General features: G+C 59.7%; 20 protein-coding genes. 14 read left to right on the plus strand and 6 right to left on the minus strand.

What is annotated here, in order from left to right:
• Positions 1-3: 3 nt before the first annotated feature.
• Both ACIPZ5_RS06535 and ACIPZ5_RS06540 read left to right on the plus strand, forming a co-directional pair.
• Positions 4-642, plus strand: coding sequence for a DNA adenine methylase (locus ACIPZ5_RS06535; RefSeq protein ID WP_400807375.1), 639 nt, complete (start codon positions 4-6; stop codon positions 640-642).
• Positions 642-1,412, plus strand: coding sequence for an 8-oxoguanine DNA glycosylase (locus ACIPZ5_RS06540; RefSeq protein ID WP_400807377.1), 771 nt, complete (start codon positions 642-644; stop codon positions 1,410-1,412). Before ACIPZ5_RS06535 ends, ACIPZ5_RS06540 begins: the two co-directional genes overlap by 1 nt.
• Here ACIPZ5_RS06540 and ACIPZ5_RS06545 read toward each other — a convergent pair.
• The 4 genes from ACIPZ5_RS06545 to ACIPZ5_RS06560 are packed head-to-tail and all read right to left on the minus strand — an operon-like array spanning position 1,409 to position 4,226.
• Positions 1,409-2,092: a hypothetical protein gene (locus ACIPZ5_RS06545; protein ID WP_400807378.1), complete on the minus strand. Its 684-nt coding sequence runs from the start codon at positions 2,090-2,092 to the stop codon at positions 1,409-1,411. The genes ACIPZ5_RS06540 and ACIPZ5_RS06545 overlap by 4 nt on opposite strands.
• On the minus strand, positions 2,070-2,675 hold the full coding sequence (locus ACIPZ5_RS06550; RefSeq protein ID WP_400807381.1) for a 7-cyano-7-deazaguanine synthase: 606 nt from the start codon (positions 2,673-2,675) through the stop codon (positions 2,070-2,072). Before ACIPZ5_RS06550 ends, ACIPZ5_RS06545 begins: the two co-directional genes overlap by 23 nt.
• Positions 2,672-3,880 carry a PfkB family carbohydrate kinase gene (locus tag ACIPZ5_RS06555; protein ID WP_400807384.1) on the minus strand — a complete coding sequence of 403 codons (1,209 nt, stop codon included), beginning with the start codon at positions 3,878-3,880 and terminating at the stop codon, positions 2,672-2,674. Before ACIPZ5_RS06555 ends, ACIPZ5_RS06550 begins: the two co-directional genes overlap by 4 nt.
• 4 nt (positions 3,881-3,884) lie before the next feature.
• Entirely contained in the window at positions 3,885-4,226 is a 342-nt protein-coding gene (locus ACIPZ5_RS06560; protein ID WP_400807386.1) for a hypothetical protein, read from the minus strand.
• Between the two features lie 234 nt (positions 4,227-4,460).
• Between ACIPZ5_RS06560 and ACIPZ5_RS06565 the strand changes: the two genes are divergently transcribed.
• The 3 genes from ACIPZ5_RS06565 to ACIPZ5_RS06575 all read left to right on the plus strand — a co-directional run bounded on the left by ACIPZ5_RS06565 (position 4,461) and on the right by ACIPZ5_RS06575 (position 8,725).
• Positions 4,461-6,338 carry an ATP-dependent nuclease gene (locus tag ACIPZ5_RS06565; protein WP_400807388.1) on the plus strand — a complete coding sequence of 626 codons (1,878 nt, stop codon included), beginning with the start codon at positions 4,461-4,463 and terminating at the stop codon, positions 6,336-6,338.
• Between the two features lie 1,276 nt (positions 6,339-7,614).
• Entirely contained in the window at positions 7,615-7,845 is a 231-nt protein-coding gene (locus tag ACIPZ5_RS06570; RefSeq protein WP_261942597.1) for a hypothetical protein, read from the plus strand.
• 79 nt (positions 7,846-7,924) lie between these two features.
• Positions 7,925-8,725 carry a class I SAM-dependent methyltransferase gene (locus ACIPZ5_RS06575; RefSeq protein ID WP_400807391.1) on the plus strand — a complete coding sequence of 267 codons (801 nt, stop codon included), beginning with the start codon at positions 7,925-7,927 and terminating at the stop codon, positions 8,723-8,725.
• Positions 8,726-8,783: 58 nt separating this feature from the next.
• Here the strand turns inward: ACIPZ5_RS06575 and ACIPZ5_RS06580 are convergent, their stop codons facing one another.
• A complete protein-coding gene (locus ACIPZ5_RS06580) occupies positions 8,784-9,173 on the minus strand; it encodes a 4-oxalocrotonate tautomerase family protein (RefSeq protein WP_400807394.1) in 390 nt (129 codons plus the stop codon).
• A 103-nt stretch (positions 9,174-9,276) separates the two neighbouring features.
• On the opposite strand from ACIPZ5_RS06580, the gene ACIPZ5_RS06585 reads away from it, so the two are divergent.
• Positions 9,277-10,119: a LysR family transcriptional regulator gene (locus ACIPZ5_RS06585; protein WP_400807396.1), complete on the plus strand. Its 843-nt coding sequence runs from the start codon at positions 9,277-9,279 to the stop codon at positions 10,117-10,119.
• Positions 10,120-10,294: 175 nt separating this feature from the next.
• Here the strand turns inward: ACIPZ5_RS06585 and ACIPZ5_RS06590 are convergent, their stop codons facing one another.
• Complete coding sequence (locus ACIPZ5_RS06590; RefSeq protein ID WP_400807398.1) at positions 10,295-11,680, minus strand: GntP family permease; 1,386 nt, start codon at positions 11,678-11,680, stop codon at positions 10,295-10,297.
• 378 nt (positions 11,681-12,058) lie between these two features.
• On the opposite strand from ACIPZ5_RS06590, the gene ACIPZ5_RS06595 reads away from it, so the two are divergent.
• The 8 genes from ACIPZ5_RS06595 (at position 12,059) to ACIPZ5_RS06630 (ending at position 21,498) form a co-directional block, all read left to right on the plus strand.
• Positions 12,059-12,988, plus strand: coding sequence for a malate dehydrogenase (locus tag ACIPZ5_RS06595; protein ID WP_400807400.1), 930 nt, complete (start codon positions 12,059-12,061; stop codon positions 12,986-12,988).
• Positions 12,989-13,194: 206 nt separating this feature from the next.
• Positions 13,195-14,457, plus strand: coding sequence for a cystathionine gamma-synthase family protein (locus tag ACIPZ5_RS06600; RefSeq protein WP_400807402.1), 1,263 nt, complete (start codon positions 13,195-13,197; stop codon positions 14,455-14,457).
• Between the two features lie 142 nt (positions 14,458-14,599).
• Positions 14,600-16,039 (plus strand): amino acid permease, encoded by a 1,440-nt coding sequence (locus ACIPZ5_RS06605; protein WP_400807404.1) that lies wholly within the window; start codon positions 14,600-14,602, stop codon positions 16,037-16,039.
• Positions 16,040-16,085: 46 nt separating this feature from the next.
• Entirely contained in the window at positions 16,086-16,970 is an 885-nt protein-coding gene (locus ACIPZ5_RS06610; RefSeq protein WP_400807406.1) for a LysR substrate-binding domain-containing protein, read from the plus strand.
• A 24-nt stretch (positions 16,971-16,994) separates the two neighbouring features.
• Positions 16,995-18,383 (plus strand): threonine synthase, encoded by a 1,389-nt coding sequence (locus ACIPZ5_RS06615; RefSeq protein WP_400807409.1) that lies wholly within the window; start codon positions 16,995-16,997, stop codon positions 18,381-18,383.
• Entirely contained in the window at positions 18,380-18,817 is a 438-nt protein-coding gene (locus ACIPZ5_RS06620) for an Lrp/AsnC family transcriptional regulator (RefSeq protein ID WP_152958060.1), read from the plus strand. The genes ACIPZ5_RS06615 and ACIPZ5_RS06620 overlap by 4 nt, the downstream gene beginning before the upstream one ends.
• Before the next feature lie 206 nt (positions 18,818-19,023).
• Positions 19,024-20,067, plus strand: a complete 1,044-nt coding sequence (locus ACIPZ5_RS06625) for a homoserine dehydrogenase (RefSeq protein WP_400807413.1) — start codon at positions 19,024-19,026, stop codon at positions 20,065-20,067.
• A gap of 12 nt (positions 20,068-20,079) precedes the next feature.
• Complete coding sequence (locus tag ACIPZ5_RS06630) at positions 20,080-21,498, plus strand: aldehyde dehydrogenase family protein (RefSeq protein WP_400807415.1); 1,419 nt, start codon at positions 20,080-20,082, stop codon at positions 21,496-21,498.
• Positions 21,499-21,533 lie beyond the last annotated feature (35 nt).

The raw sequence follows: 21,533 nt of genomic DNA on the forward strand, positions 1-21,533 counted from the left end.
CGCTTGATCAACCTGATGCCTCCGCATCAGACCTACATCGAGACGCACTTGGGCGCGGGCGCTGTCCTGCGCCACAAGAAACCTGCGACCCGTAATATCGGCGTAGACGTCGATCCAGCCGTTCATGGCGCCTGGGCTGATCACTCAGTAGAAGGCCTTGAGCTCGTTCAGGGTGATGCTACGAGCTACCTGAGCAGTTTCACGTACGACGGCACCGAGCTGATCTATGCTGATCCTCCGTATGTCACAGAGACGCGTCGTCGCGCCAAAATCTACCGTTTCGAATATGACCAGGCCCAGCATGAGCAGCTGCTTTCCACGCTGTGCAGCGTGCCGTGCAAGGTCATGATTTCCGGCTACGACAGTGCTCTGTACAACGAAACGCTCCACGGATGGAGGAAGGTGACGTTTATGGGCAAGACGCACACGGATGTCAGGGAGGAGTGCGTCTGGATGAACTACGCTGCCCCAGAAGAGCTTCACGACAGTCGTTACTTAGGTGACACGTTCCGCGAGCGGCAGACCATTGCCCGACGCCAATCCAGGCTCCGCGACCGTGTTTCTGCGATGGATCCGGTAGAGCGCAGCGATTTCCTGCGCTGGATCACGCAGACCTATGGCTCCGTTCAGGAGGCCCGGTAATGCAAAACGGTGTTGTGTTCGTCGACTCCAAGCTCTACAGCCGCGATTTCCCCGATGCCATGAGTGAAGTGCTGCCTGGCGTTTCCTGGGGATTGATCGAGGCGTTCCCGACTCCGGCATACTGGGCCTATCAGGTCTGGGCAAACGACCAAGAACATGAGCCGATCAACTACAAGCTCGGTGCCACGTTGGCGGAGGAAATCGGCGCGTGCCTGCTGGGCGGTCACGGTATCCCCGCAAACGTCGGCCTGGCGGCATTCGGCCACCTGAAAAACCTCGGTGCATTTGAAGGTGAAGTGCCCAGTGAGGCCCAACTTCAAGAATGGCTTACCATTCCATTGAAAATCGGCAGCCGCTCCGTACGCTACCGCTTTGCCAAACAGAAAGCGCGATACCTGCATGCCGCGCTTGTTGCTCTGAGTGTAGGGGGCTATCCATTGAGCTCCGGGCGAGCGCTTCGGGACTGGCTGCTGGAGCTGCCGGGCATCGGCTATAAGACTGCGTCTTGGATTGCCCGCAACTGGCTTGATGCCGATGATGTCGCGATCCTGGATATCCACATCTTGCGCGCCGGGGCACTGGCGGGTTTTTTCTCGTCCGGCCTCACGGTCGAGCGGCATTACCTGCAGCTGGAAGCGGAGTTCCTTGCCCTGAGCAAAGCTATCGATGTTCGGCCATCCAGGCTCGACGCACTGATGTGGTACCAGATGATGTCTGCGCCATCCGTCGTTCACGGCCTGTTGAGCGAAGCGGGTTTGAAGGCCGCCTAGCCCTTCGGTGCCGGCCCGCCCACCAGGGCAACACCTACGCCCGTGAGTAAATCTGAGGGGGCAACTTGGCCAGCCCAGGGCTCTCCCGTAATTCCCAGGGGGCAGAACGCGTAGTCCAAGGCCTCTGCTATCACCGCCATGATCGCCAGGAGTGCTCCGGCATCTCGCCAGATCAGACTTTCGCCATGCTGGTACTTGGCCGCCGTCTTCCCGGGTTCAGCCACCAACAGTAACCGTGTCGCCTGCTCGCCGGGCAGGCTTTGCTCGCACTGCTCTGCCAATCCTGCGAAGGCCTGCGCTGATCCCGGTAGCTCGACAAGGCCGTGCCGGCGACTGTCGTAGCGGCACCAGTTTGGCGAATCGGGGAGGTAGGCCAGGATGTGAATGGGGTGGATGGCACCGGCTGAGGGTGTGGGCCGCAGTTCCAGATCGAAGCCATAGTCTGATTCTGCGATGGCCTGCGTACGCGTACTGCGCCACAGCAACTGGCCCAGCTGATCAATGCTCAAGGCATTGAACGTGCGCCGGGTGCGCCTATGGTCGAGAAGGGCGAGGATGCCGGTGTCGTCGACATCCTCTATCTCGGGCAGCGCGTGGAAGGTGCCATCCGGCCAGGTGAATGGCTGATAGTGCCCTGGCTCTGCTCTAACCGCTGGGCTACTGAGATTGATCCAGTCCATTTTCGATCTCGTGCCAAACCTCAAAGTACTTGAAGCAGCCTCGGCAGTTACCACAGGGGACGTTGGATTTGTGGCAGCTGTGAGCCCAGGCGAGCATCGAAGAGGGGACATTGGCCTCTTTGACTAACTCAAACGTGCTCAGATGAATCGCAGGCGCTTCCACGGTCATTTCACCTTCCTGGATGACCATCAGCTGATTGATGGCGGAGATGAACTCCGGTGTGCCATCGCGGTGTGATCCATCGGACTTCACGGTACCCAGGTAGAGCTTTTTCACGCCCAGGCTGATGGCCTTCATGGCCGCCAGGGTGACGAGCATCTGGTTGCGATAGGGCCACCAGTCACTGGCCGGTGCGTGTGCGTCAGCCTTGCCACCGGCCATATCGCCGGAGCCGACAGCGCGGCAATCGATCGAGATCACGTGGTGCTCGATACCGAGCTGTTTGCAGAGGGTGGTGGACGCGGAGATCTCCGCCTCGGCAGCCAATTGTCCGTAGTCGAGCGTGATACCAATCTCGGGACGAAGCCACCAGGCGACGGCGAGGGAGTCCATACCCCCTGAAAGAAGAAGAGCGCGCTTCACAGTTCTGCTGCCTTCCAGGCGGTCTGGTAAATGGCCGTGACGAAGTCATCGGTGATGATGCAGCCTGAACCGACCATCATTTTCTGATCTTCTTCAGACTCATTCTCCACGTACATGATGACGGGCTTCTTGAGCGCGCACGCGTAGCCGATCTCATAGATCGTCCCAGCATCCAGGCCGTCACCGATGGCCAGCATCAGATCGCACTCATGGATGGCGTCGAGATCCTTGTGCACGACATCTTCTGCCGACCCATGGCCGACATCGTGCACCGGAGAGAACACATTCAGCCCCATCTCCAGCAGCTGGCCGCGCGCCTCTTCAATCAACCAGAGTTGTGACAGCGAGAAGAACGGGCCCGCCAGGTACACCAGGGGCTCTTTGCCGCTCTTCGACTTTTTCGGGACGCTGGCTGCATCAGGGGTGTACGTGCTGAGCTCTGCCTTGGAAGCAAAGCCCTGGGATTCGCAGTAATAGGCGGTTGCCCGTGAAGCATGCAGGGCCGCTTCCAGTGGCGCCAGGTCGTCCTCAAGCCAGAAGTAGGCAAAGGTGGCCACGAACACATCTCCTGAGCCCACCTTCCAGACTTTGGGGGTCACGAAAGAGGGGATGTGGTGTGTCCGATCTTCGTGGAAGAGGAGCGCACCGGCAGGGCCCATCTTGATGATGACAATTTCGGCATGATGGGATTTGGATAACGCGCGTGCGAGGTCAGCTGTGTTCGCCACGCTGCTGCCATGCAGAGCTTCAGCCTCGCTCCTGTTCAGGATGAGTGCCAACCGCTCAGCCCTGGAGCCATTTTCATGAAAGGGTGCTGGGTAGTAGGAACTCTGTGGGTCGTAAACCGCCTTGTGAGCGTCGACCACGCAATCACCCTCCAGAAAGCCGAAGCGCACGACGTTCCTGGCCGTCACCTGCAGACTGGTTTGGCGCTTGGGGGCCGGGTGAATGGAAGGTTTGGACAATCCATGGCTGTAGCGGAACTGCAGGCTGTGATCGATGGCCTGGGGCTCCAGGGTGAAACCCTCCAGGGCCGCTCGCAGGCGAAGGATCGATTCTGCCGTGCTGTCCGTGTAGGTCGTGAGGTTTACCGACCCGCCCAGGCGCGCGATCGCCGTAGCAGCCCGACCACCCGAGCCGAACAGTTCCTGCCACGTGGGGCACATGCATTGTTCGTAGTAGACGCCGCCAGATACGCTGATCATCAAATCACTCCTGCTTGATCGGAGAGATCTTGAGCGCCACTTGGCCGCCAACTTTGGCCGTCACACGCGCCTCGTAGCTCGTACCGTTCTCGATGCAGGTGATTAACCGGATCGCTTTGGGCGATGCGATGCCTCCTGCAGTCTGGCCGTTCCAGACGGCGAGCGCGGAAAGCTCATTACCGGCATATCCCACGGTCATCTGCAAGGTGTCACCGACATCGAACTGCTCGACCACATCGGCCTTCGGAGAGGCGAGATGAGTCTGCAGGAAAAGCCTGTCACACGCGATCTCTGTCGGAGCTCCCGCTGTGTAGTCCCGGAAAAGCTTGCCATCTGAACCTGACATTACGTTCCCCAATATCCCTATGTGAAACAACGCGGTGCAATCTTGGCGTCAAATCGATGGCTGTTGACAGCGGTTTGACTAATGCTAGAGTGCCAGCACTCTAACCCTGCCGGATCCAATTTGCCAATAGGTAGCCGAGGGCTGTTGGTGTCACGTTCAGGGCTCAAGCATGCCAAATTTAGCGGTTAAAGCTAGCGTGGCTCAGTTCGTGCTAACACAGGGTAGTGTTCGCTGATGTCAAAAATCCTCGATTTTGAGATTAAGAACTACAAAGGCATTGTCAGTACGCGCATTGAGCTCTCAGGCAAGATCGATACGCCGATCGTGATGCTCATAGGCCTTAACGAAAGTGGTAAAACCACTATTCTCGAAGCGATATCGCAATTTGTAAGTAGCGATAAGTCAGTCTCCAGTCTGTACACCTTCAGTACAGAAAATCACAAAGAATTTACGTTCATTCCTGCCAGCCAGAAGGGCTCGTTCAAGGGCGTAGTGTCCGTCGCCGCCACGGTGCAGCTGGACGAAGCAGAAATAATGGCGATCAAAGAGCTGACAGAAGAGTTCGGATATGAGGTAGATGTCGAGGCCTTGGGCAGAAAGTTTCGGATTGCAAAGGAAATAAGCTTTGCAAATGATCCTAACGGTGAAAGTAGCGGCAGCCTCGGCCTGGAGTTGAACGTCAAACGGCCCGGGGAAGAAGACTTTGAGCCCTATGCGCACCCAGATAATCCTGAGGAGGATGTGTGGGGGCCGATTGTAGAGTTGGTGGTAGAAGGCGTCCCCACGATCGCCTATTTCCCCACGTTTCTGATCAACGTGCCCGAGGAAATTGAACTGGCCCCGTTCCAGGGGGAGAGTTACGAGCAGCGTCACTACCGGGAAATCGTGGAGAAGATTATTGCGTATGCCGACCACGATGTAGATGAGCACATCAATAACCGTATCGCGCAGTACCGTGAAAAACATGGCGCTCAGTGGCTCGATACCTTTTATCGAAGCCATGAAAAGAGTCAGATCGACGCGGTATTCAAGAAGGTCTCCCAGGCCCTGACGAGCGAGGTGATTGGTGGCTGGTGGCAGGTATTCTCGCGCGATACAACAGCCAGGCGGGTCGAGTTGCAGTGGTCTGTCACCGGGGCTGATACACCTACGGCCATGGTGTCCTTTGCTGTCAGTAACGGTGACTCGGACTACAAGATCAGTGAGCGCTCCATTGGCTTCAGGTGGTTCTTCACCTTTTTGCTCCTCACGGGCTTCAAGCTGGATGACAGCAAGCGCAAAACCATTTATGTATTCGACGAGCCAGCCGCCAACCTGCACGCTCGCGCTCAGGTTGAGCTGCTGACGTATTTTGAGAAAATGATTGGCGGTGGCGACAAGATCATTTACTCCACACACAGTCATCACATGGTCGATCCCCGGTGGCTCTCAGGCGCCTACATCGTAGAGAACCGCGCTGCCAAGCATGATGATGTTGACGGGTATGACCTTGAGTTTTTGCCGGCTGAAATCGCCGCGATCAAGTACAAGCAATTTCTCGACAGTTACCCGACAAGGAGCCATCACTTCCAGCCGGTAGTAGAAAGGCTGCAGTATGTGGTTCCTGAGATCGTTGGCACGTCGCCCTTCGTCATCGTAGAGGGGATCTCTGACTACTATGCCTTCAAGGCGGCCTCGAACACGTGTGACATCGCGATTAATTTCACGATCGTCCCGGGTGTCGGTTCGAGCTCGTCCGGGAACCTGATCAGTTTGCTCATGGGGCGAGGCGAAAAATTTATTGTCCTCTTGGATGATGACAAGGCCGGTCGAGAGGCACGTGATCGATATCGGAAGAAGTGGCTCTTGCCCGATTCGTCCGTAATGACCTTTGCAGATATCGATGCCGCCTACGGATCCATGGCGCTGGAAGCCCTGGTGGGCCGGGATAGCTTTGCGGTCGCACAGAGGAAGCTGGGTCTGAGTGCATCACCCAGCAAGGATCAATATGGGCTGTTCCTGGCGGAGCACTACCACAAAGCGGATACAGGCGGAGATCTCTTCTCGCCGCAGGGGCTTGAGAATCTCCACGCTGTGCTTCGTTTCCTTGCCCAGCAATTCGCACAGTCCTGAAAGGGAGTGGTGCTCCTGTTCATGATGTACTGGTAGTACCGCACAGGTTTCAATCGTTGGCACCGGGAAGCGTACGATCCCTTTTCTGAAATGGATAAGGTGCCTCAGACGCTCAAGGCAAAAAAGTTCGGTAGTTCTCGCCTCCCGGTGAGAAAGTATTGGTGAAGCTTCGCTCCATCCTAAAATAACAGGCTGAGGTGGCACACCCTCGCTGGGCACGTCAATCAAAAGAGCTAAAAAAGTCCAGGTTCGATTCCACGGAAAGCTATAACTAGCTGATTTATTTGTAGACACCCTATTAGGTATGTCAAAAATTCTACTAAATTCCAGCCCCGCGAAAACCGGGCCCTCACGGCCAACAACCGTCCGTCTGTCTCCGGCACCACATATCAAGGCTTGCAGCGATGCAGGCCTTTTTTGTTTCTCGGTTGATGCGATTTTCCGTGCGACCGCTGAAACAGATTGCCGAAAAACAGGTGGTTTGACCCTACCGGGACGCGGTCAAAATCCAAGCTGTTACTCCGCTTTCTGGAATCTAGAAAAATCCACCTTCCGCAGGATTTTGAGGCTGTACACCCTGGGGCTTATCCCACCAGCTCGGCTTTCGAGTTCGCAGTTTTCCACTTAAAAATTGATAGCTTTTGAGATAACCGATTTCCAGATTTTCAGTTTGGCCCAATGTTTAAGGGGCAATAGCTCAAAATTTTCGAGATAGTGATTTCGTCACCTGAGAGTAATCCTGGCAACCAGCCCCGACGTACTTCTCGCCGACCTCACCGACCTCGTTGAGGCTCACCTGTCCCGCCTGAGGAGCATAAAGACCTGCATTCTTCCTACAAAACGTATGGCCTCAGAACACCCCACGCGCCCTTGCGCAAGCTGGCCCATAGAGATAAATTGCCCCAGTCGCCGAAGCATCGGCGATGCGACCTTGGCCGGTCGGAATCGAAAGGCGCAGCAGCGCCCAATCTTCATCGCAGGCGCTTTTTTTGTGCCCGCGATGTCGCGTTATGGCGGTGGTGCGCGGGACACCTTCGGGTGTGCCGGGCTCCTTTCGTCCCGGTCGGCCAACCCGCGTACTGCTGCCACCTAAACTTGCTTGGCCGCGAGCGGTGGCAGTTCCACAACGAAAGGAACTCATGCATGACCACCAGAAATCCGTTCAGGATCCTCGCATCCGTTCTCCGCCGCCGCCCCGCGCCGGCCCCGAAACCTCACCGCTTCTACCCAATCTGCGACCTGGCTCGCCCCACCTCCCAACCCAGGCAGGTGCCCCATGACTGACCAGGAACGCTTATCCACCATCCAAAGCTACGCCTGGACCCTAGAACTGCTCGGCGAAGCCTTGGTCCAGCACGATGAAGTGCTGGAGTGCGAACACAACCCTCACCTGAGCTTTCGCAACACCGCTGGCATTCACCAGGCGATCCGGATCATCAGCCGGCTGGCCAGTGAGCAATGCGGGAAGATGATCGATCCCAACGAACTTAGTCACCTGGTCGACTAATGAAAGCAACGCTGTCGCCAGCCTACGGCTGGCGCAGCTGCTAATGTCAGAACCTCAGCGAGCAATGACGAGGTTCAAGATGGTTTCGCACAAGGATGTCATCACCAGCAACCGTGACGCCTGGAATGCCTCCGCCGACCACCACCGGCGCAGCGCCGAGTGGGCTCGGCTTACCGACGCCGTGGCGGATAAAGGCTTTTCGTGCCTGGATTCGACCCTGACTGAACAGTTGCAGCAGGTAGGCGTAACAGGCAAGTCGGTTATCCAGTTGGGCTGCAACAATGGCCGCGAAGTGCTTTCGCTGTTTGCCCTTGGCGCACTGGAAGTGGTGGGTGTCGATCAGTCTTCGGCGTTTCTCAAGCAAGCGCAGGAGCTGGCCGAGCGATCCCAGTATTCGCCTGAGTTCGTCGAGGCCGACATTCACGCGCTGCCAGCCACGCTCAACGAGCGCTTCGATGTCGCGTTGATCACCATCGGTGTTGTGAACTGGATGCCCGACCTTGGTCTGTTCTTCAGCCACGTTGCCAGAACGCTGAAACCCGGTGGGACGCTGGTGATTTACGAGACGCACCCGTTTCTGGAAATGCTCGATCCCGAAGCCAGCGACCCGTGGCGCATCAGTGGTTCCTACTTCCAGACCGAGCCGGTGGTCGAAACGGGCGCGATTGTTTACGAGGGCAAGGGCGAGGCGACCGGGCAGCGGTCTTACTGGCATATCCACCGGCTGGGCGATCTGCTCATGGGGGTGTTGGGCGCGGGGTTGAGGCTGCGCGCATTCAACGAATACGCGCATTCCAATCGGGAAGATCTGTACGACGTCTACACCCAGGGCGTGGTGCAGGTACCCATGTGTTATGCCCTGGTAGCAGAAAAACTGTGAGGCAGCAGATGGGCAGCAGGGTGTTCAGGGGCGTTGTGAATCGCCCCTGATTCCTCTTTCAGCCCCATAGCTTTGCAGCTTGCGGCACCCCGCCATAGCCATAAGCCGTAGCGCGCACGTCTATGATGTGGACATTCGAATGAGGGTGCACATTCCCGATGCGTCCCGAGAGCAAATCATAGGCTTCACGCTGATACTGCCGTTTCTGCTCCACAGTTGTCGTTTCGTCGGTGATCGTGACCTCCAGGCGAAAGCTGTTTCGCCGTAAGCTCTCGAGCGATTCGCTGTCGATAAACCACAAGCCAGCATCGACGAACCGAACGATCACCATCGTTTGGGATGGCTGCTTGTCCAGAACGCGTGCAGTCAGTTCAGTCAGCTCGTGGCTGAGGTCGGACGCCAACGCAGCATTCGGCGCGCCGGACAAGGTCAGGGTGATACCAGGCATTTGAGTCATCCTCGTCAGTGAATGTGCCTGTAACTTAGCCTTTGAACATGTTCCTAAAAAGCGGGAAAATCAGTGCTCATCTTCCTGTTTATCCGGAACCTGTATGTACCACCTCGACCTTGCCCAGCTCCACGTCTACTTGGCGGTCTGTGACGCAGGTAGTATCTCTGCAGCCGCTCCGGCCCTGTTTCGCTCAACCTCCGCCATCAGCGAACAGCTGCGCAAGCTGGAAGATGCCATTGGCGTCGAGTTGCTCATTCGAGGCAAGCAAGGCGTTCGCCCCACCCCTGCGGGTGAGCGTCTTGTGCGCCATGCGCGGCAGCTCCTCACCCTGGGTGAGCGGGCGCTGTCGGATGTACGAGGCGAACAATTCGAAGGGGAGATACGACTGGCGATCACCGATTACTTCCGCCCCGACGACATCGCTGGCCTACTGAAAAAACTACGTGAATGGCATCCACGGCTGCGACTTCACGTGGTTATGAAAAAGAGCCTGGAAATTGATCAGGCAAGTGACTACCTGGACATTGGCTTGGCCATGCGTTTTAACGAGCGCGTGTCCACATCCAACACCTTTGAGGTGAGGCAGGAACCACTGCAATGGGTCGCCGCTGCCGGCTGGGTTCCAGAGCCCGGCCAGCCGCTGCCACTGCTCGCGATCAGCGGGTGCGGATTGTCGGAATACAGCTGCCAGGTGTTGGAGCGCGCCGGGGTGGAATACGAGATCGTTTATTCGACTTCAGGTGTGGCGGGGCTGCAATCGGCGTTGCGGGCAGGGCTTGGAATAGCCTGCCTTAACGCGAGTGCCGTACCGCATGGCGTGGAGCCTTACCGGGCTGGCATGCCGGGGTTGGCGCAAGCCAGGTTCTTCTTGCTTGCGCCGCGGAAGGGGGAGTCTGCGCTAGTGGAAAATGTGCGGCGATTGTTGCAGGGTTTTTTGGCATAGGTTATGGATTGCGCAGCCTGCTTTCTCGTCCGACTCTTGCCAGTCTTTCCAGTCGAGGCAGCAGGGGGCTGCTGTGCAGCCCATCGCAGGCAAGCCAGCTCCTACAGGGTCGGCGGCGCTTGCGGATTTTGTTCCCTGATTTCGGGCGAACCGGCTCGCCTTTTTTAAGTCCGGTTCAACCTACGGTAATCGCCGCATTCAGCATCAACACCACGATCAACCCGACCACCGCCACGATGGACTGCACCACCGAGATGGTCTTGGTGGCCTCACCCATGGTCATGCCAAAGGACTCCTTAACCATCCAGAAGCCTGCATGGTTGGCGTAGTTGAAGAACAGCGAACCGCAACCGATGGACAAGGCCAGCAAAGGCAGGTTGAGGCTAGGGTCTGCACCCGCAAGCGGTGCCAGCAACCCGGCAGCCCCTACGATACCCACCGTGGCAGAGCCGGTAGACACCGAGAGCAACATCGCGATCAGCCACCCCAGCAGCAATGGCGGGAAGGCCGACTGCTGGGTGAGGTGCACGATGGCATCGCCCACCTTGGCGCTGGTCAGCATTTCCTGAAAGGCCCCGCCACCGGCGATGATCATGATGATCGAGGCGATAGGCTTGAGGCTTTTGCCCAGCGCATCGCGCAGCTGTTCGGCGTCGCCGCCGCGCGCCAGTACCAGGCTCGCACCGGCGAACAGCACGCCCAGCAGCATTGCGATCAGCGGGTTGCCGAGGAAGCTGGCCAGTTCCAGCATCGCATTGCCCTTGGGCAGTACCATCTCGGCGACGGCGTGCACCAGCATCAGGATCGCCGGCAGCAACGCGGCCAGCATGCCGATCAACACGCCGGGGCGGGGTTGATTGTCGGCTTTTTCAGTCAGGGTGAACTGGTCCAGCAACGCCTGGTCGGGCCGCGTGCTCATGCGCGGCGCAATGAACAGGCCATACAGCGGGCCGCCCAGGATCATGGCCGGGATAGCCGCAAGGAAGCCATAGAGCATGGTGGGCCCGACCGAGGTCTTGAGCACGGCGATGGCGGTCAACGGGCCAGGGTGCGGCGGTACCATGCCGTGCATGGCGGCAAGCGCCGCAATCACCGGCACACCGACATACACGTACGCCGAGCCCTTGAAGCGAGCCTGGCCTTCCAGCTTGCGCGCCACGCTGAAAATCAGCGGCAGCATGATCACCAGGCCTACCTCGAAGAACATCGGAATGCCGATGACAAAGGCAACCAGCATCATGGCCCACGGGATCATGCGGTCCGAGGTGCGCTTGAGGATCACGTCGGCGACCTGCTCGGTGACGCCAGCGTCAGCCAGTATCTTGCCCAGCATCGCGCCAAGCGCGATCACCACCCCGACCGCACCCAACGTCTTGCCGGCGCCAGTGAGCAGGTGAGAAACGATGCTGCCGGGTTCCATGCGGGTGGCAAAGCCCACGCCAATGGACACCACCAGCAAGGCCAGCAGCGGGTGCATCTTGAGGCGGGACACGATGAGCGCTACCAGCACCAGGACACTGACCAGTGCGGTCAGCAACAGCTGTATATCTAAGGGAGTCATTCAGGGAATCTCGATTGGGCTGGCGCGTTAGCGGCACTCAGGCATTGCGGGCATGACAGGGGTTCCGCGGGCAGTAGCGGGGCGTTATCGGTCGCGGGCGGAGGGCCGACTGGATGCGCAAACTTCGAACTTCGGAGGAATGGGGCTGGCGGACGGAGGTGGCGCGCCGGGCAAGCGCGTAGGGCTGGGCAGTGCGGTCATGGAGCGATTCACCTTGTTATTTGGTCATCTATATGAATCTTTACAAAGTATTTCCGCGACGGTGGGATGCTGTCAATAGCATGCGGTCGCATCACATGGTCTTTTCGCCTTGGCAGGCAATACTTCTCTCTATACGCAGGCGTGCTCCTGGTGGCGCGCGCCGCTGGGAGGTGTCAGGTGAACAAGCTATCAATCGTGGGTGCCGGGATCGTGGGCGAGGCGGCGGCGCAGATCATTGCCCGGGAAGAGTACTGCCGTGAGCTGATGTTGCTCGATGTGCAGGGTGAACTGGCCCAGGGCAAGGCGCTGGACATCTGGCAGGCGGCCGTCGAGTCAGGTTCCGATACCAAGGTGCTGGGTGGCGCCAAGGCCGAAATGCTGCAGGAGTCGGAGCTGGTGGTGATTACCGCAGGCGTGCCGCGCAAGCCTGGCCAGTCGCGGCAAGACGTGCTGAGCATCAACCTGCCGATCCTCGACGGCATCATGCACGACATCAATCGTTATGCGCCGACAGCGACGGTGCTGGTGGTGTCGAACCCGGTCGATGTGCTGACCTATCGCGCCTGCTCGCTCAGCAAGCTGGGGCGCAGCAGGGTATTCGGCCAGGCCGGTGTGCTGGATACCGCGCGCATGAAGTGTTTCATTGCCGAGCAGACGGGGTTTTCGGCCCGGGACATCACGGCGCTGGTGCTGGGCGGGCATGGCGACAGCATGGTGCCGCTGATGCGTTACTGCCAGATCGGGTCGGTGCCGCTGTCGCACTTCCTGTCCGATGAGCAGATCGAGCAGATCGTCGAACGCACACGCAAAGGTGGCGGCGAGATTCTGGGCTTGAAGAAGGTCGGCAGTGCTTGCGATGCACCGGGTGTGGCCATTGCGCAGATGGTGGATGCGATCGCCAATGGGCGTAACCGCATTCTGCCGGCGGTTGCGATTCTTGAAGGGGAATACGGGCGCAGCGATATCGCCATGGGGGTTCCCTGCGTGCTGGCAGAGGAGGGGATTGCCCGGGTGATCGAGTTGCCGCTGGATGCCCAGGAGCAGGCGATGTTCGACCAGTCGGCAGATCAGGTGGTGCGGGATATTGCCGAAATGAAAGCGCTTTAGGTGTGGCCAGCCTGTTGTTCGGCCAACGTTGACCGAGGTCCGAAAGGGGCTGGGCGGCCGTTGCGCCCGCCCGGTCCCCAGCCATTAAAAAAAGCGCCACTCAGGCCCGGATTCCATCGTTTTTCAGTCCCCCCGGCATGCCCCTATAGTCCGCTGACAGCCGATGCTCAATCGGCGTATACAACTCAGCCGTGCGGGAACCGTATATGAACAACAACGAAAAAAACCAGGGCCTTGCAGCGGCCGGTGTCGGTACGCGAGTGGTGTGGGGCGGGGAGCAGCTCCAGCACCCGTACAACGCCACCCAGACCCCCATCGTGGTCAGCGCCGCCTACGGTTACAACGACATCGATGCCTGGTATGACGTGGCCCAGGGCAAGTTGCCGGGTTACATCTACAGCCGCATGAGCAACCCGACCGTCGCCACGCTGGAAGCGAAGCTGTGCGAGCTGGAGCAGTCCGAGTCGGCCGTGGCATTCAGCAGCGGCATGGCCGCCATCAGTGCCGTGCTGCACACCTTCCTGTCCAGCGGCAAGCGGGTGGTGTCGACCCGTGACAGTTACGGCGGCACAAACAAGATCTTCGAAGAGTTCCTGCCGCGCATGGGTGTGCAGGTCTGCCTGTGCGACACCCTCGACAGCGAGGCGCTAGAGCGAGAGATTGCTGCAGGCTGCGACCTCCTGTACCTGGAAACCCCTACCAATCCCACCCTGAAGGTACTGGACATTCAACGCCTGAGCGCTGCCGCCCGACAAGCCGGCGCACTTGTGGTAGCCGACAACACGTTCGCTACACCACTGAACCAGAACCCGCTGGCCCTGGGCGTGGATGTGGTGGTGCACAGCGCTACCAAGTTTCTGTCCGGGCATGGCGATGTACTGGGTGGGATGGTGTGCGGGGCCGAGCCGTTGATGGCCAAGGTACGCCACTACCGCGAGATCAACGGTGCAGCCCTGGACCCGTTTTCCGCCTACCTGATCATCCGCGGTATCAAGACTCTGGCCTTGCGCCTGCGTCAGCAACAGGCCAGTGCCCAGGCTCTGGCGCATTACTTGAGCAGCGAACCGCTGGTTGAAACGGTCAACTACCCAGGGTTGCCCCAGCACCCTGGCCATGCAATCGCCAAGGCGCAAATGCGCGGCTTCGGCGCGATTGTCAGCTTTGTGCTCAAAGGCGGCATGCCCACCGTGGCGCGGCTGCTGCCGCGCCTGAAGTATGCCCATCGGGCTGGCAACCTGGGCGCGGTTGAAACCATATACGGCCCGGCGCGTACCACCAGCCATGTCGAGAATACCCTCGAAGAACGGCTGGCCCTGGGGATTTCCGAAGGGCTGGTGCGCATTTCGGTGGGTATCGAAGAGACCGAGGACCTGCTGGCAGATTTGCAGCAGGCCTGCGCATCGGTGCGCCAGGAGTTGGCCGCAATGGAATTGCACGGTGACGCACACGCCTGCCCGGTTCAGGCCTGAGGCCGACGCGTAGCACCCACTACTTGCGTGGGTGCCACTTCATGAAGTCGAACAAAAACAATATGCAAGGCAATCCACTTCGCTCTGCCAAGACGAGGTCGTTGCAACGTCCTTGCCCGCCAACTTTCATGAGAAAACCACAATGTCCCTGCAGACAACGACAACGAGAAATGCTTCAGCGCATAGCTTCAAGCAGGATATGCAAACCCGCCATATCGTCATGCTGGCACTGGGCGGTGTCATCGGTACCGGCTTGTTCCTGACATCAGGCTACACGGTCAACCAGGCGGGCCCCCTGGGGGCCGTCATCGCCTACGTGCTTGGCGCGATCATGGTCTACCTGGTGATGATGTGCCTGGGCGAACTGGCGGTGCACATGCCGGAGGTCGGCTCGTTCAGCAGCTACGCCACGCGTTACATCGGACCGGGAACTGGCTACATGGTGGCCTGGATGTACTGGCTGACCTGGACGGTTGCCATCGGTTCAGAATTCACCGCCGCCGGCATTCTGATGGTGCGCTGGTTCCCCGACACACCTGTGTGGATATGGAGTGCGCTGTTCGGGTTGGCGGTGTTCATCAGCAATATCATCTCGGTGCGGTCGTTTGCCGAGACCGAATTCTGGCTGTCACTGATCAAAGTACTGGCAGTGGTTGCCTTTCTGGTAGTGGGCGGCGGCGCAATCCTGGGCGTGTTCGAAATTACCCAGGCCCACAGTGCCGGGCTGGGTAACTTCACGCGTGAAGGGCTGTTCCCCACAGGCTTCTGGTCGATCGCCATGACCCTGCTGGCGGTGGCGTTCGCCTTCTCGGGTACCGAGCTGATCGGCATTGCCGCCGGCGAAACCCGTGACCCTGAAAAGAACGTGCCTAAGGCGATTCGCACCACCGTGCTGCGTCTGGCGCTGTTCTTTGTCGGCACCATCTTCGTTCTGGCTACCGTGTTGCCGCGTGAGCAAGCCGGTGTGGTGGAAAGCCCGTTCGTGATGGTATTTGAAATGATTGGTATCCCCTATGCGGCGGACATCATGAACTTCGTGATCATCACTGCGCTGCTGTCCGCCGCCAACTCTGGGCTTTATGCAGCCGCGCGCATGCTGTGGACCCTCAGCGACCAAGGCAACATGCCACGCCGGTATGCCTCGCTGTCCCGTCGCGGCACGCCGTTCAATGCCATCGTGCTCAGCATGGCGGGCGGCATGGCTTCGTTGCTCAGCAGCGTGTTTGCACCCGATACCATTTACCTGGCGCTGGTGTCCATTTCCGGGTTGGCGGTGGTGGTGGTGTGGATCAGCATCGCCGTCAGCCAGATGGCCTTCCGTCGCCATTACATCGCCCATGGGGGCAAGCTCGAAGACCTTAAATTTCGCGTGCGCGGTTACCCGTTCGTGCCCTTGGCGGCGATCTTCTGCTGTGTCCTGGCCTGCGTCGGCATCGCCTTCGATCCGGCCCAACGCGTCGCCCTGTATTTCGGCTTGCCCTTCATCGTCTGGTGTTACCTGGCGTACTGGCTGACCCGTAAATACCGTGCGCGTCGCCCGCTGCAATTGGAAACCGTGGTGCCAGGTTCCGAGGTCGCCTGAGCAGGGTGATACTAGATCACCGGAACGTTGCCATGAGAAACCGCGGATGACTCAGAAAACCCTGCCTCCCTTGAACTGGCTCAGAGCCTTCGAAGTGTCGGCGCGTTACTTGAACTTCACCCACGCAGCAGAGGAGCTGCACCTCACCCAGGGGGCCGTAAGTCAGCAGATTCGGCACCTGGAAGGCCAGTTGGGGGTGGCGCTGTTCAAGCGCCTGCCCCGGGGGCTAGGGCTGACCGAAGAAGGTCAGTCCTACTTGCCGGTAGTGCAGGACGCAATCATCCGCCTGGCGGTAGGCACCAATGAAATTTTCGGGCAACGCCAGCGCCGGCCCCTGAAAGTGCGCGGCAGCCTGTCGTTTCTGCACTTCTGGTTGGCGCCCCGGCTGGCCGACTTCAGACGTGCGCATCCGCAGGTCGACATCCGTTACATCAGCAATCTGTGGGTCAAGGAACTGGATGCCGAGGATGACCTTGAAATCCGCTGGGGCAGTGGGCAGTGGCCTGGCGTAGAGGCGCAGCGCCTTACCCGCGACATGCTGGTGCCAGTCTGCTCACCTGCGCTGATTGCCGACTCCGCGCTGCGCGAGCCTGGCGATCTGGCCAAGGTTCCGTTGCTGCATGTGCTGGGTTACGAGGAGGGGTGGGGCTATTGGCTGGAGCGGGTGGGTGCCGATCAGGTCGACTCTTCCAGCGGCCTGCAGTTCGACACCCTGGTGTCGACCTTGCGCATGGCGGAAATGGGCCTCGGGGTGGCGCTGGCACGCTCATCGCTGGTCGATGACCTGCTGCAGGAAGGCCGGCTGGTAGCACCGTTTGCCCAGCGCATCGAGGCGAGCGAGTCCTTTTACCTGGTACGTGGCTTGGGCGAAGCGTTGTCCACCGATGCCCAGGCCTTCAGCCACTGGTTGGTGGCGATGGCCCACCGTTAATCCAATACTTATCCTGGAGCACCGATGCAGTACACATCCACGCGCGGTAATGAGACACGGGTTGATTTCCGCACGGCGCTGCTTTCCGGGCTGGCCGCTGATGGCGGGCTTTATGTGCCGACTGCAGTGCCGACGTTCAGCCAGCAGGAAATTGCCAGCTGGTCCTGGTTGCCGTTCGACGAACTGGCCTGGCGGGTAATGGCACCGTTTGTCGGTGATACCCTCGATGAGCCGACCCTCAGGGCGCTGGTCAGCGACAGTTACCGTGGCTTTCGCCACCGTGGGATTGCACCGCTGCAACAGATCGGCCATAACGAATGGATTCTGCAGCTGTTTCACGGGCCTACCCGGTCTTCCAAGGATTTCGCCGCGCAGTTGCAGGCGCGGCTTATCCGCCATTTCCTGGGGCCCGATTGCGAGCGGGTCATGCTGGTTGGCGCCAGCAACGGCGATACGGCGGTGGCCGCTATCGAAGCCTTGCGGCATTGCCCTACGGCACGCCTGTTGGCGCTGTACCCCAGCGCAGGGACACCGGCCGACCGCGCGGCGGTGATGCGCAATGCCGTTTGCGAAAGCGTGAGCTGCGTGGACGTGGACGGCAGCTTCGATGACTGCCAGTCACTGGTGTCGGCGCTGCTGCGTGAATGGCCGTGCCCCGAGCTGATTCCCGTTAGCTTCAACTCGACCAACTGGATCGGCGTGCTGGCGCAGATCGTGTTTTATTTCCACGCGGCGCTGCAGTTGGGAGGGGGAACACGGCCGGTGGGCTTCAGCATTCCCACAGCCAGTTTTGCCGAGATCTACGCAGGCTTCATTGCCCAGAAGATGGGGCTGCCGATCAATCAGATCATTGTCTCGACCAACCGCAATGATGCCTTGCACCGGTTCATTCACTGCAACCGCTACAGCCGTGGTTCACCCAGTCAGACCTTGTCGCCGGTCATGGACTTCTCGCTGTTCTCCAACCTGGAGCGCTTCGTCTGGGAGCTGTACGACCGCGACAGCGGAGCGACCAGAGCGCTGATGGAGCACTTCGAGGATTGTGGCGAACTGAGCATCGGCAACCGCCAGTGGTTGCATGCACGTATGTTGTTCGACTCGTATGCCGTGGACGATGCGCTGATCCGCGAAGAAGTCGTCACACTGTTTCACGAGACCGGCAGTGCAGTAGACCCACATGCCGCTACCGGGGCCTTCGCCGGTCGCCTGCATCGGCGCAACATTGGCGCGCCCATCGTCACGCTGGGGCAGTTTGCCCCGGAAAAATCCGCCGGGCTGCTGGCGGAGCTGGGCGCCTGGCACGGCGATGTGCCTGCTGACGTGGTTGGCACTGCTGGCGGCGGGCCGCTGCTGGGCCGCGAAGACCTGGCAGGCGTTCACGCGTTATTGGCTCAGTTGCAGGCCAGGCGATGAAGCGCATCCTCGACCCCTTGGACGAGCGGATTCTCGCCGAACTCACCGCCAATGCACGTATCGCCCATGCCGAGCTTGGGCTGAAAGTGAATCTGTCGCGCAATGCGGTACGCCAGCGCATCGAGCGCCTTGAGCGCGATGGGGCCATCCAGGGCTATACGTTGCGCATCGGTGAGGGGCGGCGGCCGACATCGTTGATCAATGCGGTGATCTTCGTCTACCGCTATGACCGCATGCGCGGTGCAGCAGTGCTTGATGCGCTGCGCCAGATACCCGAGGTGATCCAGTGCGAGGTGCTCAGCGGTGAGTTCGACCTGTTGCTGCGCGTCGAGGCCTCCAGCCCCGAGCGAGTGCATCATGTGTGGACGGAAATCGCCGCCATGCCAGGGGTCGAGAACACGGTGACGTCGTTCGTCCTGGCCACCGTGATCTAAGCCGCGCCTGATACATTAAAGCCATCGATACTACGACGCCGCCCGGGCCTTCGCCCGGGCGGCGTCGTGCATTGGAGGCTGTTCAGGCCTCCATCAGGTACTGGTCAGATTGGCCAGCAAATACAGCGAATTGCCATATTCAACTGGCATTGCACGGCTCTTAGGCTTGTCCTCATCGACCAATCGCCTGGAAAGGACAGCAAACCATGACCGAATACAAGATTGCACTCGTTGGCTTTGGCGGCGTGAACCGTGCCCTGGCCCAACTGATCGCCGAACGCAATGCGCGCTGGCAGCAAGAGCTGGGCTTTGGCCTGAAGATTGTTGGCGTCACCGACCTGTTCCTGGGCTCGGTTATCGACCGGGATGGCCTGGACGCCGCCATGCTGGCAGCTCTGCCAGCCAAGAAGGGGGCGCTGGCGCAGATCCCTCAGGGGACGGCCGAGGCGTTCAACGAGGCGGTGATCAAGCAATCGGGTGCCGACATCATTGCTGAGGCCACATTCACCAACCCCAAGGACGGAGAGCCGGCGGCAACCTTCTGCCGCTGGGCGCTGGAAGCGGGCAAGCATGTGGTCACCACCAACAAGGGGCCCGTTGCCTTGCATGCCCAGGCGCTCAAGGCCTTGGCCAAAGCTAACGGGGTGTCGTTCGAATACGAAGGTGCTGTGATGAGCGGTACGCCGGTGTTGCGCATGGCGCGCCAGACGTTGGCCGGCGCGGGCTTGGTGGGGTTCGAGGGTATTCTTAACGGTACGTCGAACTATGTGTTGACGCGTATGGAAGAAGGGCTTGGTTTTGCCGATGCCGTGGCCCAGGCTCAAGCGCTTGGTTACGCCGAGGCAGATCCGAGCGCCGATGTGGAGGGGCATGACGTGCGCCTGAAGGTGGTCATTCTCGCAAACGAGTTGCTCGGCGCTTGCCTGCAGGTAAGCGATGTCACCTGCAGCGGCATCAGCAACCTCGACAGTGTGGCGATCGAGCAAGCACAAGCGGCGGGCCAGCGTTGGAAGCTGATCGGTAGCGCCAGCCGTGAAACCGATGGTTCGGTACGTGCCAGCGTCGAAGCGCGCCTGTTAGCGGGCAATCATCCCTTGGCGGGTATTTCCGGTGCCACAAATGCGGTGGCATTCAACACCGAATTGCTGGGCGCGGTGACCGTGTCTGGCCCAGGTGCGGGGCGTGTCGAAACCGCATTTGCCCTGCTGTCGGATATCGTCGCCATTCACAACGCTGGCCGCTCGGTCTGAGGAGCAAAGTTCATGAGCCTGACTTCCGTTTCGCGGTTAGCGATTGAGCAACCCGCCCTGATCGATGTATTCAGCCCTTTCGACGGCAGCCTGGTCGGCAGCGTCGCCAACCTGCGTGCCGACGCTGTACCAGGCCTGCTGGTCCGTGCCCGCCAAGGAGTGCACGCGTGTGCCGCGTTGCCCCGGCATCGACGCGCCAGCATTCTGGAGCAGGCCGCGCGCTTCATCGAGCGTGACGCTGCAGATTTTGCCGGTTTGATCGTCGATGAAGCCGGCAAGACCCTGCGTCAAGCCGAGAAGGAGGTAAAACGCTGCATCAACACGCTCAAGCTGTCTGCCGAGGAAGCGCGGCGCAACGCAGGCGAAGTGGTGCCTTTCGATGCTTATGAAGGTTCTGAATCGCGCCAGGGCTGGTTCACCCGCGAGCCGTTGGGGTTGATTCTGGCCATCACACCCTACAACGATCCGCTCAACCTGGTGGCGCACAAGCTCGGGCCAGCGATTGCGGGTGGCAATGCGGTCATCCTCAAGCCCTCGGAGCTGGCCCCGCTTTCTGCCTTGAAGCTTGTGCAATATCTGGTCGATGCGGGGCTGCCGGAAACCGTCGTCACCGTCGCCACGGGCGGTGCCGAACTGGGCAAGGCGCTGGTCGCCGTGCGTGAAGTACGGATGATTTCCTTCACAGGCGGCTTCGCCACGGGCGAACAGATAGCTTGCGGCGCTGGCTTGAAAAAGTTGGCCATGGACCTGGGGGGTAACGCCCCGGTGCTGGTACTGAAAGACTGCGACCTCGAAGCCACTGTCGAGTCTTGCGTGTCTGGCGCGTTCTGGGCAGCTGGGCAAAATTGCATTGGCACCCAGCGCATTCTGGTGGACGCTTCGATCTATGAGGCTTTCCGCCAGCGCTTCGTTGCCTTGACCCAGGCGATGGTGGTCGGTGACCCAGGCCTGCGCGAAACCGACATGGGGCCAATGATCACCGAAGGCTCGGCCCGGCACATAGAGGAGCGCGTGAACCAGGCTCTTCAAGGCGGTGCCCGCTTGCTCTGTGGCCATCGACGTCAAGGGGCTGTCTATTCGCCGACAGTGCTGGAAGGCGTTGACCCTGCAAGCCGGCTGTGGCGTGAAGAGGTATTCGCACCCGTCGTGATGCTGGCGCCCTTCGACAATATCGAGCAGGCAATAGCACTGGCCAATGCTCCGGAGTACAGCTTGCATGCCGGGGTATTCACCCGCGACCTGTCGCTGGCGTTGAGCCTGGCCCGGCGAATCGAGGCCGGGGGAGTGATGATCAATGACTCTTCCGACTACCGCTTCGATGCCATGCCTTTCGGTGGCTCCAAGTATGGGAGCCTTGGGCGCGAGGGGGTAAGGTTCGCTTACGAGGACATGACCCAGCCTAAAGTCGTTTGCCTCAACCAGCTGGGTTGACGGAGGACTCTGAATGATTGAACGGTATGGGTCAG

The organism is Pseudomonas sp. NPDC089428 (assembly GCF_044749325.1).
Lineage (GTDB): Bacteria > Pseudomonadota > Gammaproteobacteria > Pseudomonadales > Pseudomonadaceae > Aquipseudomonas.